Raw genomic sequence first — 14,428 nt, forward strand, 5'->3', positions numbered from 1 at the left:
AAGCAATGACAGGGTTGACGCAATTGACCCGGTTATCCACGGGGAATGGCTTCCCCAACGTGGTCGTCACCGGAGTTGCGATGACGACCGCCCTGGCATCCGACGCCGAAGGCACCTGGAAACGGTTGCTGGACGGTCAAAGCGGTATTCGGCTTCTCGATGACGACTTCGTCGAGATGTACGACCTGCCGGTCCGCATCGGGGGGCACCTGCTCGAGGAGTTCGACGGTGAGCTGACACGGGTCGAACTGCGCAGGATGTCATATCTACAGAAGATGGCCACTGTCATCGGCCGGCGGGCTTGGCAGAACGCCGGCTCACCGGAAGTCGATTCCAAGCGGCTGATGGTGGCGCTCGGAACCGGGATCGGCTCATCCGAGGAACTGCTGTTCGCCTACGAGGCGATGCGCGCCAAGGGCCTGCGGGCCGTGTCACCGTTGGCAGTCCAGATGTACATGCCCAACGCCGCAGCGGCGGCCGTCGGGTTGGAGCTCAAGGCGAAGGCCGGGGTCATCACCCCGGTCTCGGCTTGCGCGTCAGGCTCGGAGGCCATCGCGCAGGCATGGCGGCAGATCGTTCTCGGTGAAGCCGACATCGCAATATGCGGTGGCGTCGAGACCAAGATCGAGGCCGTGCCGATCGCAGGATTCGCACAGATGCGAATTGTCTTGTCCACCACAAACGACGACCCGGCCGGCGCTTGTCGGCCGTTCGACAAAGATCGCAACGGGTTCGTCTTCGGTGAGGGCGGCGCGATGATGATCATCGAGACCGAGGAACACGCCAAGGCGCGCGGGGCCACCATCCTCGCCCGCATCATGGGGGCGGGCATCACCTCCGACGGGTACCACATCGTGGCGCCCGACCCCAACGGTGAACAGGCGGGGCACGCAATCACGCGGGCAATTCAGCTCGCCGGCTTGCAGCCCTCTGACATCGATCACATCAACGCCCATGCGACGGGCACCCAGGTGGGCGATGTCGCGGAGGCCAAGGCGATCAACAATGCTGTCGGCACTCATCGGCCTGCGGTCTACGCGCCCAAATCGGCGCTGGGTCACTCGGTGGGTGCCGTCGGTGCGGTGGAGTCGATCCTCACCGTGCTCGCGCTGCGGGACGGCGTCGTGCCGGCCACGCTCAACCTGCGCAACCTCGATCCGGAGATCGATCTGGACGTGGTGGCCGGCGAACCCCGGCCAGGCAACTACCAGTACGCGATCAACAACTCGTTCGGATTCGGTGGTCACAACGTGGCGATCGCCTTCGGGAAGTACTGACAACACCAGACGTGTTGACGGTGCCGACTGATATCCAGTGCGCATATAGGAGATTCAGATGACGACCATCGCCCCCGAGACAGTCGGCGAATCGCTCGACCCACGTGACCCGCTGCTGCGGCTGTCCACGTTCTTCGACGACGGCAGCGTGGAGCTGCTGCACGAGCGTGACCGGTCCGGTGTGCTGTCCGCGGCCGGGACTGTCAACGGCGTGCGTACCGTCGCCTTCTGCACCGACGGCACCGTCATGGGTGGCGCCATGGGAGTCGAGGGCTGCCAGCACATCGTCAACGCCTACGACGCCGCCATCGAGGAGCAGGCCCCGATCGTGGGCATCTGGCACTCCGGTGGCGCCCGGCTCGCCGAGGGCGTCAAGGCGCTGCACGCGGTGGGTCTGGTCTTCGAGGCCATGATCCGGGCATCGGGCTACATCCCGCAGATCTCGGTCGTGGTCGGCTTCGCCGCCGGCGGCGCGGCCTACGGTCCCGCGCTGACCGACGTCGTCATCATGGCGTCGGAGGGCCGGGTGTTCGTGACCGGCCCCGACGTGGTGCGCAGCGTGACCGGCGAGGACGTCGACATGGCCTCCCTCGGCGGCCCCGACACCCACCACAAGAAGTCCGGTGTGTGCCACATCGTCGCCACCGACGAACTCGACGCCTACGCCCGCGGTCGCCGGTTGATCGGATTGTTCTCCCAGCAGGGCCATTTCGACAAGAGCAAGGCTGAGGCCGGCGACTCCGACCTGCACGCGCTGCTGCCCGAGTCGCCCCGTCGCGCCTATGACGTGCACCCGCTGGTGGAGGCGCTGCTGGACGCGGACACTCCGTTCGAGGAATTCCAGGGCAAGTGGGCACCGTCGATCGTCGTCGGTCTGGGCCGGCTGTCCGGTCGCACCGTCGGTGTCATCGCGAACAACCCGCTGCGCCTCGGAGGCTGCCTGAACTCCGAAAGTGCGGAGAAATCAGCACGTTTCGTGCGCCTGTGTGACGCCTTCGGCATCCCATTGGTCGTCGTCGTGGACGTCCCCGGTTACTTGCCCGGCGTGGACCAGGAGTGGGGCGGGGTCGTGCGCCGCGGCGCCAAGCTGCTGCACGCCTTCGGTGAAGCGAGCGTTCCGCGGGTGACGCTGGTGACGCGAAAGATCTACGGCGGGGCCTACATTGCGATGAACTCGCGGTCGCTGGGCGCCACCAAGGTGTTCGCCTGGCCGGACGCCGAGGTCGCCGTCATGGGCGCCAAAGCTGCCGTCGGCATCCTGCACAAGAGGAAGCTGGCCGCCGCACCGGATCACGAGCGTGAAGCCCTGCACGAAGAACTGGCCACCGAGCATGAGCGGATCGCCGGCGGCGTGGACAGCGCGGTCGAGATCGGCGTGGTCGACGAGAAGATCGACCCGGCCCACACTCGCAGCAAGCTGACCCAGGCACTCGCCGAGGCTCCCGCCCGCCGCGGGCGGCACAAGAACATCCCGCTGTAGTCAGGCGCGGGCCAGCAGGTCTTCAGCCACAGCGATGACCTGGTGGCGGTCAGCCTCGACCAGCCCGATGCGGGTGCGTCGGTCCACGATGTCGTCGGCGGTCAACGCCCCTTCGTGGGTCACCGCGAACTCGAATTCCGCACGGGTGACGTCGATTCCGTCGGCGACCGGGTCAGTCGGCCGGTCACACCGCGCCGAGGCGATGACGTTCGGCGACTCGGCGCCGTATCGGGCGACCAGCGAGCTGGGCAGGTGGCTCGTGGTACGCAGTGTGGCAACAGGATTGGCGGGCGCGCCGACCAGCGGCAGATTGCGGGTGCGGCACGGCTGGGCGGTGATCGACCGGGCCGTCAGCGCGCGGTCCACGGCGTCCTCGGCCATGTACCGGTACTCGGTGAGCTTGCCACCGACGATGCTGAACACCCCGGAGTCCGATTCGATGACCGCGTGCTCGCGCGACAGGTCAGACGTGCGGCCTTGACCGGTGTCGATCAGCGGGCGCAATCCGGCATACGCACCCTTGATGTCCGCGTTGGCCAGCGCGGTTCCCAGCGCGGTGTTGACGGTGTCGAGCAGGAAGCTGACCTCGGCGGGAGTCGGTTCGGGCACATCGGGAATCGGACCGGGGGCGTCCTCGTCGGTGAGCCCGAGATAGACGCGGTCGAGCTGCTCGGGCATCGCGAACACGAACCGGTTGATCTCACCGGGGATTGGAATGGTCAGCGCAGCAGTCGGATTGCCGAACGACGCGGCGTCGAACACCAGGTGCGTGCCCCGACTCGGACGCAGTTTGATCGCGGAATCCACCTCGCCGGCCCACACGCCGGTCGCGTTGATCACCACGCGGGCCGCCACCTCCAGCGACTCGCCGGTCAGCTCGTCACGCAGTCGCACCGACGTGCCGGTGGCGGTCACCGCGGACACCCGGGTCAGGATCCGCGCACCGTACTGAGCGGCGGTGCGGGTGACCGCGACGACCAGTCTGGCGTCGTCGATCAGCTGCCCGTCGTAGGCCAGCAGGCCGCCGTCGAGGCCGTCGCGGCGCACGGTCGGCACCATCGCGATGGCCTGCGATGCACCGATGCGCCGAGATCGCGGCAGCGTCGAAGACTTGGTGCCCGCCAAGATCCGCAGCGCGTCACCGGCTACGAAACCGGTTCGTATCAAAGCTCGTTGGGATCGACCCATCGACGGCAGCAGCGGAACCAGCTGCGGCATCGAGCTCACCAGATGCGGGGCGTTGCGGGTCATCAGGATTCCGCGTTCGACGGCACTGCGCCGCGCGATGCCGACGTTGCCGGTGGCCAGATAGCGCAGTCCACCGTGGACCAGCTTGGAGCTCCAACGGCTGGTGCCGAAGGCCAGGTCGTGTTTCTCGACGAGCAGCACCGACAGGCCGCGGCTGGCGGCGTCGAGGGCGATGCCGGCCCCGGTGATGCCGCCGCCGATGACGACGACGTCGACGCGGCCGTCGTCACCCAGCTCGGTCAGTTCGGTGGTTCGCCGGGCGGCGCTGAGGGCGGTGAGGTCACTCATGGGGCGAGGTATCCATTCAGGGCACGGGACAGCTCGACGCTCAGGGCGTCGCCGTCGAGGATGGGTTCGACGATCTGAGCGGACTGGATCGTGGACTGCCCGATCAGCAGCACCATCGCCGACATCTGCCGGACGTCGCCGGCCCGGACGCTGCCGTCGGCTTGGGCGGCGCGCAGTGCGTCGACGAGCAAGTCGATCAGGATCTGCTGGCTGGTGCCGAGGCGTCCGGCGATATAGACCATCGCCAGGTCGGGGGCCGACCTCAGTACCGAGGTGATGAGTTCGTCGTCGCGCAGCAGACGGGCCACCTCGACAATCCGCTCCACCACGCCGGCGCGGCCTGGGCTGACCGCCGAGACCGCGCGCCAGGCGCCGGTGATCCGGTCGGTGAGCAGCGACGCCACGATCGTGTTGGTGTCCGGCCAGCGGCGATACACCGTCGGACGGCTCACCCCCGCCCGGCGGGCGATCTCGGCCAGCGTGACGCGCTCGACCCCGAAGTCGCGGACACAGCTGGCCGCGGCGGCCATGATCCGGTCGCCGATGTCCACCGATTCGTCGTTACTGATTGACAGCATCTGTAATACTGTAACGCATGAGCGACGATGCCCGCACCCTGGTTCCCCCGATGGCCTGGAACGCCTGGGGCGATCCCGAAGCCGCCAAACCCCTCTCGGACGGCATTCGGGGGCTGCTTGAGCAGGCGCTCGGGGTGACCGTCAGCGAGGTTCCCGCCCCGTCGATCGCCGAGGTACAGGTGCGGCCGTCTACATTGGCCGACGCGCACCGCGATGCGCTCGCGGAATTCGTGGGCGCCGACTACATCCGGACCGACGATCAGGGCCGGCTGTTGTACGCCGGCGGCAAGTCCACCCTGGATCTGTTGCGCCGGAAGCTTATCCACCAGGATGCGCCCGACGCGGTGTTGCTCCCCGGCAACGAGGACGAGATTGCGACCGTGCTGCGCTACTGCTCGCAGCACGGTATCGCTGTGGTGCCCTTCGGCGGCGGCACCAGCGTGGTCGGCGGGCTGGACCCGATCCGTGGTGATTTCGCCGCCGTCATCTCACTGGACCTGCGCCGGCTCGATGCGCTGCACTCGCTGGACGAGACGTCGATGCAGGCCGAACTGGGCGCGGGCGTCACCGGGCCGGACGCCGAGCGGCTACTGGGTGAGCACGGCTTCTCACTGGGGCACTTCCCGCAGAGCTTCCGGTTCGCCACCATCGGCGGGTACGCGGCCACCCGCTCCTCGGGGCAGGACTCCGCCGGGTATGGCCGCTTCAACGACATGATCCGCGGGCTGACCGTGGTCACCCCGGTCGGCGTCCTGGATCTCGGCCGGGCGCCGGAGACCGCCGCGGGGCCGGATCTGCGCGAACTGTTCTCCGGGTCCGAGGGTGTCTTCGGGGTCATCACCCGGGTTCGACTGCGGGTGCATCCGGTCCCGGAAACGACGCGCTACGAGGCCTGGTCGTTCCCCGACTTCGCCACCGGCGCGGCCGCCCTTCGCGCTGTCGTCCAGATTGGCACCGGGCCCACCGTGCTGAGGTTGTCCGACGAGGCAGAGACCGGCGTGAATCTCGCAACCACCGGCAACATCGGTGAGCAGAGCATCACCGGCGGCTGCCTGGGGCTGACGCTGTTCGAGGGAAGTGCGGCGCACACCGAAAGCCGGCATGTCGAGACCCGCGCGGTGGTCGAAGCCCACGGCGGCACGTCGCTGGGCGAGGCCCCGGCGCGGGCCTGGGAGCACGGCCGATTCGACGCACCGTATCTGCGCGACTCGCTGCTGGCGGCGGGCGCGTTGTGCGAGACGCTGGAGACCGCAACAACCTGGGCCAACCTCACCGCGCTGAAAACCGCGGTGACGGAGGCGCTGACGAATTCCCTGTCCGAGAGCGGCACACCGGCGTTGGTGATGTGCCATATTTCGCATGTGTATCCCACCGGGGCATCGCTGTACTTCACCGTCGTGGCCGGGCAACGCGGCGACGTCGCCAAACAGTGGCTGGCCGCTAAAGTTGCTGCCTCCGATGCCATTTCACGCACCGGTGGCACCATCACCCACCACCACGCGGTCGGGGCCGATCATCGTCTGTGGATGGCCGCGGAGATCGGCGACCTCGGCGTGAAGGTATTGCGGGCCGTCAAAGATGCGGTCGACCCGGCCGGAATCCTGAACCCCGGCAAGCTGATTCCATGATTTCCCACGTCACCGTCCTGACGAACCCCAAATCGGGTCACGGCAATGCACCGCATGCCGGCGAGAAAGCGGTGGCTCGCTTCCAGGAGCTCGGAATCAACGTGACCGGCATCGTCGGCCGCGACGCCGCCCATGCCCGCGAACTCCTCGACGAGGCACTGACCCGGGAGACCGACGCACTGGTCGTTGTCGGCGGCGACGGGGTGATCCGCCTGGCGCTACAGGCATTGGCGCGCAACGATATTCCGCTGGGCATAGTGCCGGCGGGCACCGGTAACGACCATGCCCGCGAGTACCGGCTGCCGCAGGCCGATCCGGCGGCAGCCGTCGACGTGATTGCCGCCGGGTATACCGAGACCGTCGACCTCGGGCTCATCAAGGGCGCCGACGGGAGCAGCACCTGGTTCGGGACGGTGGCGGCGACGGGGTTCGACTCGCTGGTCAGTGATCGCGTCAACCGAATGAGCTGGCCGCACGGCCGGATGCGCTACAACGTCGCGCTGGTTGCCGAGATTTCGCAGTTGCGGCCGTTGCCCTTTCGCCTGGTGCTCGACGGCGAGCGTGAGATCGTCGCCGATCTCACGTTGGCGGCGTTCGGCAACACCCGCAGCTACGGCGGCGGCATGTTGATCACGCCGGGGGCCGATCACAGCGACGGAATGCTGGACATCACGATGGTGCACTCGTCGTCACGCACGAAGCTGATCCGGTTGTTCCCAACGGTGTTCAAGGGCACCCATGTCAATCTCCCCCAGGTCACCACCGCCCGGGCCCGCACCATCACCGTCGACTCCCCCGGTATCAACGCCTACGCCGACGGCGACTATGTGTGCCCACTTCCTGCCGAGATATCCGCGGTTCCAGGTGCGCTGAAAATTATTGTCCCGGAATCGGTCTAGCGTTCCAACCCCTTCGCGCAGCCATCCAGGACAGCCCTGAAGTTCCACGGCAGCAGCCGCGAGGTGAGCGCCTCCATCGCCTTGCCACCGCCTTTCGCCGGATGCGTGTAGCTGCTGACCCAGTCGACGTGGGTGCCATCGCCGTCTGGGGTGAATGTCAGTGTGCCGCCCTCGTGCTCGAAGGCCGGAACCGATTTGACGATCACATACGTGTAGCTGTGCGGCGGGTCGTAGGCGGTGATCTCCTCACGAAACCACAGGCCGATCGCGAACCCGGTCCGGATGGCGCCCAGCCCGCTGGGCGCGGGTGAGTCGTCCGCCCAGTGGGCCGTGACGATCAACGGAGCGGTCTTGAGATTCACGGGGTCGGCCAGCCAGGCGAAGACCTTCTCGGGCGGCGCATCGATCGTCTTCTCGACGTGGAGATTGACCATGGCTTCAGGCTAGGCGCTGGCCAAGCTCTGGAGCGCGAACGTCGCCGCGCGATGCCAACACGATGACGGCGACAACGCCCTGCAGCAGGCTGCACAGGGATGTTCATCCGCAGACCCGAAGGTATGTCGTGGCGGGATCCAAGCGAGTGTCGACGCTAGGCGGGCAGCGATTTCCGTCAGACCCCAGTGACATACTCGAACATGTGTTCGATGAACAGTGGACATCCGAGGCCCGTGCCCGGCTGCTAGCCGACATGAGAGGCGATCGGTGAACGACACGTCGGCGGCCGCGATGGTCGCGATCAAAGACGGTGCCCGGATGGCGGCCCAGGGAGACGGGCGTCGGCTGGCGGGGATCGCGGAGTTGGTTCGCCTGCGCTGCGCTGGTGAGGAGCACGCGTGGTGGGCTTGCGACGACTGGGACGCGGCCGCCGCCGAGATCTCGGCGATCTTGGGGGTGACGCACGGGCGGGCGTCGGCACAGATGCACCTGGCACTGTCGCTACGCGATCGGCTCCCGCGGGTTAATGCCATGTTGATGGCCGGGACATTGAGCTATCGGTTTTGTGAGGCCATTGTGAACCGCACCGATTTGATCGCAGACAAGGCGACGTTGGCGCTCGTTGATCGCGCGATCGCCGAGCACGCGTTGTCGTGGGGGCCGATGTCGAACCTCAAGTTGCAGCGAGCCATCGACTTCTGGGTCGATCGCTACGACCCAGGGGCATTGCGCCAGAACCAGACTCAGTCGCGCGACCGTGAAATCGGCATTGGCATCCGCGGCGCGCGGGGCGGAATCGCCGAGATCTGGGGACGACTCCACCTTTCCGATGCAGCGACGCTTGATCGGCAGCTCACCGCGATGGCGTTCGGGGTATGTGAAGACGACCCTCGCACGATCGGTCAACGCCGCGCCGACGCGATGGGTGCACTGGCCGCAGGATCAGATCGGCTGGCCTGCGGCTGCGCCAACCCCGAATGCCCCGCCGCCGAACCCGACGGGCGCGCCGCCAATGTGGTGGTACACGTCGTGGCTGATGCCGAGGTGTTGGACAACGAGCCTGATCCGGCAATGCACGGGGAGAAGCCCGATGCCGAGTCGGCGTCAGGCAGCCCGCGGGTGGCGGGCGGGGTCCTGACCGGCAACAGAGGCATCATCCCCGCCCCACTGCTAGCCGAACTCATCAAGTCAGGCGCGAAAGTGCGGCCGCTCCGTCGGCCGAGCGACGAGCCCGAGCCGGGCTATCGCCCCTCGACGGCGTTGGATGAGTTCGTTCGGATGCGCGATATGACGTGTCGGTTCCCCAACTGCGATATGCCGGCCGAGTTCTGCGATGTCGACCACACCATCGCCTGGCCCTGGGGACCGACCCACGCTTCCAACCTGGCCTGCATCTGCCGAAAACACCACCTGCTCAAGACTTTTTGGGCCGGGTGGCGCGATAAGCAACACCCTGACGGCTCAATCGTGTGGACCTCACCCACCGGACACACCTACCTCACTCAACCCGGCAGCCGATTGCTGATCCCCCAGTGGAACGTCACCACCGCGACACTGCCCGCACCCGTGGGCCAACCGCCGCCCACCATCGGCATCATGATGCCCACCCGGCGACGCACCCGCGCGGCCCAATGGGCCTATCGCATCGCCGCCGAACGCAAACTCAACGATGCCCGCGTCACCGAACGGAACCGACCACCACCGTTTTGACGACGGTCAGGGACGGTGGCCGCACGGCCGGATGAGGCACAACACCACGCTGGTCTGGCTGTGATCGTGAATGTTGGCGTCATCTGATCGTGAATTTCAGCGTCACCCCGGCTTGGTTGTTTTGCGATGTGATCGCGAAATTCAGCGTCAGTTGCGACCCCCTCGTGCCGCTGGCGTGGTCGCCGTGGCTGAGGCCCAGGAGGTTTGGAGTCGTGCGGGTCCCGGACGGGACAGCCGGACAAGTCGACGACGCAGATCATTGGGTGTCGGCCAACCGGAATAGGTTGAGCCGGTAGGTGCGTAGGTCTGGGATTATTCGGGCCAGTAGCGGTATTCCGTGTCGGTAGTGCAAGGGCCACGTTTTGGCGGCTTCGGGCTGGGGGTTGGCCCACGTGTGGCTGTCGACCAGGTGAAGTCCCCAGTCCACCAGTCTGCAAGGGTCGTCACAGGCCCATTGCATTTGGGCTTTGACGGCCTTTAATGCGTTCCGTTGCACGTTGTTGATGATTTTGGCGCCGTAGGTGTCGAACGCGATGAGCGAGCCGGGGAACCGCTCGGTGAGGTTAGTGACAATGTCGTGGACCTGTGTTTCGGTGAAGTAGGCGAACACGGCCTCGGCGACGAACAGATGCGGGCTCGGTCCAGCGTTGACGGTGTCAAACCAGTCGGTGTCGAGCGCCGATCCGGCGATCATGGTCTGCCGGTCGGTCTGGGTGAAGAATCCTTGCCGTAACTCGATGGTGTCGGGCAAATCGAGGTCGAACCAGCGGACCTGGCCGTTGTCGGTTCGCTCGAAGCGAGTGTTGAGACCGGTGCCGATCTCGACCACGGTACCGGCGGGGTGTCTACCGATGAACCCACGCACCCAGGCGTCAAACACCGAGGTACGCAGCACCGTTTGGAGCAACAACTCCCTGTCGAAGCGGGCGAAGTCGTAGTCGATGCCATCCACCAGTTCGCGGGCGCGCAGGTCGTTGAGAATTGACCGACGAGCTGTGGCATCACGGGCACGGCCGTAAAGCGGCACGAGCAGCGTTTCTTGCACCTCACCGAGGTCAGGTTTCGCTTTACCCACGGGTAAACCACCTCCATGCGTGCGTGCCCGCATCAAGCTACCGCCTCGCCCACACCAAGGCCAGAACCGCGGCCACTGACTAAATTGAGTCGATGAAGCTGACTTTCTACGTCTTATCGTGGTCGCATCCGGGTATGGACGATGCTCTCGTCGCCTATGAAGATGCCGTATTGGGGTTGGTCAAAGAACACGACGGGCAAGTCGTAACGCGGGCACGTAGCGACGGCGCCGACGGCAGACCGCTGGAGATCCAGTTGTTTGAATGGGTATCACAGACTGCGATGGACGGCTACATGAGCGATCCGCGTCGGAGCTGGCTGCTGGCACACCCAATCTGAGCCCGGCGAACAGTCGGGCGCGCGGTCATCCCTGCTCCCGCGGGATGCGAGCGCACTTCCAGTCGTGCCAGCCCGATTCGATTGAAGGTCTAGCGTTTGACTGTGAGCGAAAGCAGGCGCGTCGCGTTGGTAACCGGAGCGACGTCGGGGATAGGGCTGGCCATCGCACGCCGCCTCGCCGCACGCGGATATCGCGTGATCGTGCACTCCCGCTCGTCGACCGAGGCTGGGATCGCGTTAGCTGCCGAACTCGGCGATGCTTCCTATGTTCAAGCGGACTTGGCAGACGATGCGGACAGGCAACGGCTCGTCGCTGATTCCATACGCATCGCTGGGAGTCTCGACGTCCTGGTCAACAACGCCGGCATGAGCGCGGTAATACCGCACTCTGATCTTCAGGCCGCTTCGACGACGGTGTGGCGGGAGTTGTACGAGATCAACACGATCGCCCCCTTTCGTCTGGTCGCCGAGGCCGAACCGTATTTGCGCACTTCCGCAAGCAAGGGAAGGCCATCGACGGTCGTCAACATCAGCTCGCATGCCGGTGTGCGCCCCAAAGGAGCCTCAATCCCGTATTCGGCGAGCAAGGCCGCTCTCATCCACACCACCAAGCTCCTGGCACTCACGCTTGCCCCCGATATCCGGGTGAACGCGATCGCACCCGGCCTCGTGGATACCCCGATGACCACGGACTGGGCTGATGCGCAAGCACTGTGGCGCGAACGTGCCCCGATGCGGCGTCCGGCGACTCCGGACGATGTAGCCGATACCGCGCTTTCCCTCATCGAATCCAATTACATGACCGGCGAGATTTTGACCCTCGACGGCGGGCTCGGCCTCACCTGACCGATCCGAGCGGGCGGGTACTGGCGTCGGGGCCGCCTGGACGTGAACGACACGATGTCAGACGACAGCAGCCGCGCCGTCAGTGGGCGCGCAGCCACGGAGGCATTGCTCGACGCCGCAGGTATCTAACCCAGCGGGTCGCCCACGAACTCATCGGGCAGACGGTCTAGCCGACTCCCCGGCTCAGCCAGCTGACCTCGCCGCCGTCGCCGCCATCGCGGTAGGGCTCCAACGCCTCATCCCAGGCTGTGCCCAGCACGGTGTCCAGTTCGGCCGCCAGCGCGTCGGCACCCGAGGCCATCATCGAGCGCAGCCGCATCTCGCCGACCATGATGTCGCCGTTGGCGCTCATCGCCCCAGCCCACAGACCCAGCTGCGGGGTATGGCAGAACCGCTCGCCGTCCACGCCGGCGCTGGGATCCTCGGTGACCTCGAATCGCAGGACCGACCACGAGCGCAGCGCATTGGCCAGCCGGGCGCCGGTGCCCACGGGACCAGTCCAATTGGTCACCGCACGCAGCTGGCCAGGCATGGCCGGCTGTGGCGTCCACTTCAAATTCGCCCTGGCATTCAGGGTCGACGAAAGTGCCCACTCGACATGTGGGCACACCGCTGCGGGAGAGGCGTGGATGTACACCACGCCAGTCGTCGCATCGGCGAACTGGTTCGACGCACGCATCACCTAACTCCTTCGGTTCCACGCAGGGACGTCTTCCCCAACGACCTGGTGTTTCGAAGGATGCAGTTGTTTCGTGCGTGTTTATTGTGCCTTGTGGGGCCCCTGTTGCGCTAGTGCGCTCCGTACACTCTCAGAACTTCATCAGAGACCGCGGGCCAGAGTGACTTGGCCCACTCGTCAAAATCCCGGTCCGTGAGCACTACCAGCGACAATGCCCGCTCCGGGTCCACCCAGAGGAACGTGCCGGTCTGACCGAAATGACCGAAGGTCCGCGGTGAGTTAGCAAAGCCTGTCCAGTGCGGCGACTTCCCGTCGCGGATCTCGAAGCCCAGCCCCCAGTCATTGGGGCGCTGAACCCCAAATCCCGGCAGCACCCCGCTCAGGCCCGGAAACTGCACGCTCGTCGCGCATTCATGCAGCTGCGCTGACACCGTCCGCGGCGTCAGCAGGTCCTGCGCGAACATCGCCAGGTCAGCCACGGTGGACACCGCTCCGTAGCCGGCCGCCGCCGCGCCACCGTCCAGCCGCGAAGCAGCCATGCCCAGCGGCTCGAAGACCGCCTCGGTCAGATACTGGCCGAACTCGATGCCCCGCCCGCCTCGATCGCCTCGGCCAGCACCTGGAATCCGTAGTTCGAGTAAACCCGCCGCTTGCCGGGTTCAGCCATCACCTCGGCGGAATGCATGGACAGCCCCGACGCGTGGGCCAGCAGATGCCGGACCGTACTGCCCGGCGGACCCGCGGGGGTGTCCAACTCCACCACACCCTCTTCGATGGCCACCTGGGCGGCGCGTGCTGCGAGGGGCTTGGTCACCGACGCCAGCCGGAACTGCGCAGCGGTGTCGCCGTACTCGGCAATCACTCCGGTGCTGCCCACCACCGCCGCGGCGGCCGGCACGGGCCAGTCGGCGATCAGGTCGAGTGGCGTGGACATCCAGAGCAGGCTACCGGCCCGAACTCGCCGTCCCGAGACCGCGGCGCGCCTGTGCCATCCACTCGTAGACCTCGGCCCCCTCGTACCCCGACCGCCGCAGCGCTGCCTGCAACACCGCTAGTGCCTCGCGGTAGTGACCTTGACCAAGCAGTACGGCCCCGCGCAGCAGGTCATCGACGGCCCCAACGGACTCGAGCTCCCCCAGGTACCTGTCCGCCTCATCGAGATCGCCTCCCGCCAAAGCGATCTGGACCGCGCCCCGCAGCAGCCGGGGCAGATCAGCCCGGTCGGCCGCCTCGATCGCCGCCCGCACCTCGGCGCGGGCGGTATCCACATCGCCCAGCGCGCAGCGCAATAACGCTTCGCCAGGCTGGGGCGCGACACCCAAGTCGTGGGCCCTGGCGTAGGCGGCGAACGCGCCGTCGACATCGCCGCGGCGGCGCCGCACCTCACCGAGTTGGTAGTACGCCTCACCGGCCACCGCAGTCGACTTACGCGCCAGCGACATCTGCTGCAATACCGCCGACCGTTCGGCCGCCAGGTCGACGTCCTCGCTGAGCACCGCCACGACGGTTTCCAGGTAGGTCAGCCTCACCAGCGTCGGACTCTCGGGTGCACCGGCAAGCAAGCCGCGTGCCCGGCGGATCCAGCTCTGGCCGATGGCCCACTCACCCCGCGACAACCACGCCGAGCCGAGTTCGACTGCCTTCCCCGCCGCCGCATTGGGGTCGGTGCGAGTCAGCCGGACATAGACGAGTTCACCGACCCGCATGGCCTCCCGGGAGTGACCAAGCATCGCCGCGGCGAACGCCATCGCATCGAGATCATCGATCGCCAACGGGCCCACGGAACCGGCCCGGGAGAACGCCGCATAGCTGGTTTCGAAGTCGCCGCCGCGATAGGCGGCACGGGCCATGACCAGCAGGTCGGTCTGGGTTTCAACTCTCGCGGTAAGCAAGCCTTCACCGTATCGCCCGACCGACACCGGCACGACCCATTCCGCACCGTCACGC

General features: G+C 66.5%; 13 protein-coding genes and 1 pseudogene. 7 read left to right on the forward strand and 7 right to left on the reverse strand.

The annotated features are described in order from the left end of the window. Nucleotides 1-5 precede the first annotated feature (5 nt). Complete coding sequence (gene kasB, locus G6N38_RS30015) at nt 6-1,277, forward strand: 3-oxoacyl-ACP synthase KasB (protein WP_281357859.1); 1,272 nt, start codon at nt 6-8, stop codon at nt 1,275-1,277. A 58-nt stretch (nt 1,278-1,335) separates the two neighbouring features. Further along, nucleotides 1,336-2,757, forward strand: a complete 1,422-nt coding sequence (locus tag G6N38_RS30020; RefSeq protein WP_163751691.1) for an acyl-CoA carboxylase subunit beta — start codon at nt 1,336-1,338, stop codon at nt 2,755-2,757. Here G6N38_RS30020 and G6N38_RS30025 read toward each other — a convergent pair whose 3' ends face one another. Continuing rightward, nucleotides 2,758-4,293 (reverse strand): glycerol-3-phosphate dehydrogenase/oxidase, encoded by a 1,536-nt coding sequence (locus tag G6N38_RS30025; RefSeq protein WP_163751692.1) that lies wholly within the window; start codon nt 4,291-4,293, stop codon nt 2,758-2,760. Further along, the gene (locus G6N38_RS30030; protein WP_163751693.1) at nt 4,290-4,871 is read right to left on the reverse strand and encodes a TetR/AcrR family transcriptional regulator; all 582 of its coding nucleotides are present in this window, start codon (nt 4,869-4,871) and stop codon (nt 4,290-4,292) included. The genes G6N38_RS30025 and G6N38_RS30030 overlap by 4 nt, the downstream gene beginning before the upstream one ends. 50 nt (nt 4,872-4,921) lie before the next feature. On the opposite strand from G6N38_RS30030, the gene G6N38_RS30035 reads away from it, so the two are divergent. Both G6N38_RS30035 and G6N38_RS30040 read left to right on the forward strand, forming a co-directional pair. Then, a complete protein-coding gene (locus G6N38_RS30035) occupies nt 4,922-6,499 on the forward strand; it encodes an FAD-binding oxidoreductase (RefSeq protein ID WP_163752617.1) in 1,578 nt (525 codons plus the stop codon). Next, the gene (locus G6N38_RS30040) at nt 6,496-7,398 is read left to right on the forward strand and encodes a diacylglycerol kinase (protein ID WP_163751694.1); all 903 of its coding nucleotides are present in this window, start codon (nt 6,496-6,498) and stop codon (nt 7,396-7,398) included. Before G6N38_RS30035 ends, G6N38_RS30040 begins: the two co-directional genes overlap by 4 nt. On the opposite strand, the gene G6N38_RS30045 is transcribed toward G6N38_RS30040, so the two are convergent. Further along, a complete protein-coding gene (locus tag G6N38_RS30045; protein WP_163751695.1) occupies nt 7,395-7,832 on the reverse strand; it encodes an SRPBCC family protein in 438 nt (145 codons plus the stop codon). The two genes, G6N38_RS30040 and G6N38_RS30045, sit on opposite strands and share 4 nt — an antisense overlap. Nucleotides 7,833-8,100: 268 nt before the next feature. Between G6N38_RS30045 and G6N38_RS30050 the strand changes: the two genes are divergently transcribed. Further along, on the forward strand, nt 8,101-9,543 hold the full coding sequence (locus tag G6N38_RS30050; protein WP_163751696.1) for an HNH endonuclease signature motif containing protein: 1,443 nt from the start codon (nt 8,101-8,103) through the stop codon (nt 9,541-9,543). A 256-nt stretch (nt 9,544-9,799) separates the two neighbouring features. Here G6N38_RS30050 and G6N38_RS30055 read toward each other — a convergent pair whose 3' ends face one another. Then, nucleotides 9,800-10,618 (reverse strand): class I SAM-dependent methyltransferase, encoded by an 819-nt coding sequence (locus tag G6N38_RS30055; RefSeq protein ID WP_163751697.1) that lies wholly within the window; start codon nt 10,616-10,618, stop codon nt 9,800-9,802. Between the two features lie 92 nt (nt 10,619-10,710). On the opposite strand from G6N38_RS30055, the gene G6N38_RS30060 reads away from it, so the two are divergent. Beyond that, the gene (locus tag G6N38_RS30060) at nt 10,711-10,956 is read left to right on the forward strand and encodes a hypothetical protein (RefSeq protein ID WP_163751698.1); all 246 of its coding nucleotides are present in this window, start codon (nt 10,711-10,713) and stop codon (nt 10,954-10,956) included. A 102-nt stretch (nt 10,957-11,058) separates the two neighbouring features. Continuing rightward, nucleotides 11,059-11,802: an SDR family NAD(P)-dependent oxidoreductase gene (locus tag G6N38_RS30065; protein ID WP_163745681.1), complete on the forward strand. Its 744-nt coding sequence runs from the start codon at nt 11,059-11,061 to the stop codon at nt 11,800-11,802. Between the two features lie 166 nt (nt 11,803-11,968). On the opposite strand, the gene G6N38_RS30070 is transcribed toward G6N38_RS30065, so the two are convergent. From G6N38_RS30070 to G6N38_RS30080, 3 genes and pseudogenes are all read right to left on the reverse strand, one after another. Continuing rightward, nucleotides 11,969-12,481, reverse strand: coding sequence for a DUF3145 domain-containing protein (locus G6N38_RS30070; protein WP_163751699.1), 513 nt, complete (start codon nt 12,479-12,481; stop codon nt 11,969-11,971). A 110-nt stretch (nt 12,482-12,591) separates the two neighbouring features. Further along, nucleotides 12,592-13,415, reverse strand: a pseudogene (locus G6N38_RS30075) (serine hydrolase domain-containing protein). 10 nt (nt 13,416-13,425) lie between these two features. Then, nucleotides 13,426-14,373 carry a tetratricopeptide repeat protein gene (locus tag G6N38_RS30080; protein WP_163751700.1) on the reverse strand — a complete coding sequence of 316 codons (948 nt, stop codon included), beginning with the start codon at nt 14,371-14,373 and terminating at the stop codon, nt 13,426-13,428. Nucleotides 14,374-14,428 lie beyond the last annotated feature (55 nt).

This window comes from Mycolicibacterium helvum, assembly GCF_010731895.1.
GTDB classification, from domain to species: domain Bacteria; phylum Actinomycetota; class Actinomycetes; order Mycobacteriales; family Mycobacteriaceae; genus Mycobacterium; species Mycobacterium helvum.